This window comes from Streptomyces sp. MS06 (assembly GCF_047200655.1).
In the GTDB taxonomy this organism is placed as follows: Bacteria; Actinomycetota; Actinomycetes; order Streptomycetales; family Streptomycetaceae; genus Streptomyces.
Genome location: NZ_JBJZOJ010000155.1, coordinates 1 through 813, shown reverse-complemented (window position 1 = coordinate 813; position 813 = coordinate 1). Strand labels below are relative to the sequence as shown.

General features: G+C 70.2%; 1 protein-coding gene. It reads left to right on the top strand.

Features of this window, described 5'->3' with window-relative positions; translation table 11 throughout:
• Window positions 1-2: 2 nt before the first annotated feature.
• Window positions 3-813, top strand: an 811-nt coding sequence (locus tag ACL02U_RS32905; RefSeq protein WP_412794677.1) for a transposase, incomplete at its 3' end; no start/stop codon positions are given.

Below are 813 nucleotides of genomic sequence, written 5' to 3'. Positions count from 1 at the left end.
GGCTGGTCGGGCATGCGGGGGCGGTGCTGCTGCGGAAGTTGGCGGACCGGATCGGGCTGACACGAGGGCTCGCGGGTGTGCTGCCCTCCAGCAGAGCGAGCGGCTGGCGGGAGCGGGCCGGGGTGCTGGTCCAGCTCGCCGTGGCGATCGTGCTCGGGGCCAGGAGTCTGCTGGAGGCTGAGCAGCTCCAGCGGCACCACCAGGGCGTGTTCGATACCCCAGCCTCGGACTCGACGGTGCGCCGATTGCTGATCGGGCTGGACGACACGACCTTGGCGAAGATCGCGAAGGTGCGACGGCGGGCACGCCGGCACGTGTGGACGCTGCTCCGCCTGCGGCCCGGCGGCTTCCCGTGGATCGAGGTCGCTGGGCGGAGGCTGAAGGGGTGGATCGTCGTGGACCTGGACGCCACGGTCATCACCAGCGCGACCAGGAAGGAAGGCGCTGCGGGCACGTTCAAGGGTACGTTCGGGTTCCATCCGCTGGGCGGCTGGTGCGCGAACACCGGCGAGAGTCTCGCGATGGAACTACGCCCGGGCAACGCGGGAGCGAACACCGTCGAGGACCACCTGCGCGTCCTGGCGGCCTGCCTGGAGCAGATCCCCCGCTCCTCGCAGTCCAAGGTGCTGATCCGCGTCGACGGCGCGGGGGCCACGCACGGCCTGCTTCAGCACCTCGAAGCGTTGAACACCACGCGACGCACGGTCCGCTACACGGTCGGCTGGAAGATCACGCCCGAGGACGAGGCCGCCATCGCGAAGCTTCCCGAAAGCGCGTGGGAGACCTCGCTGACACAGGGCGGCGAACTTCAAG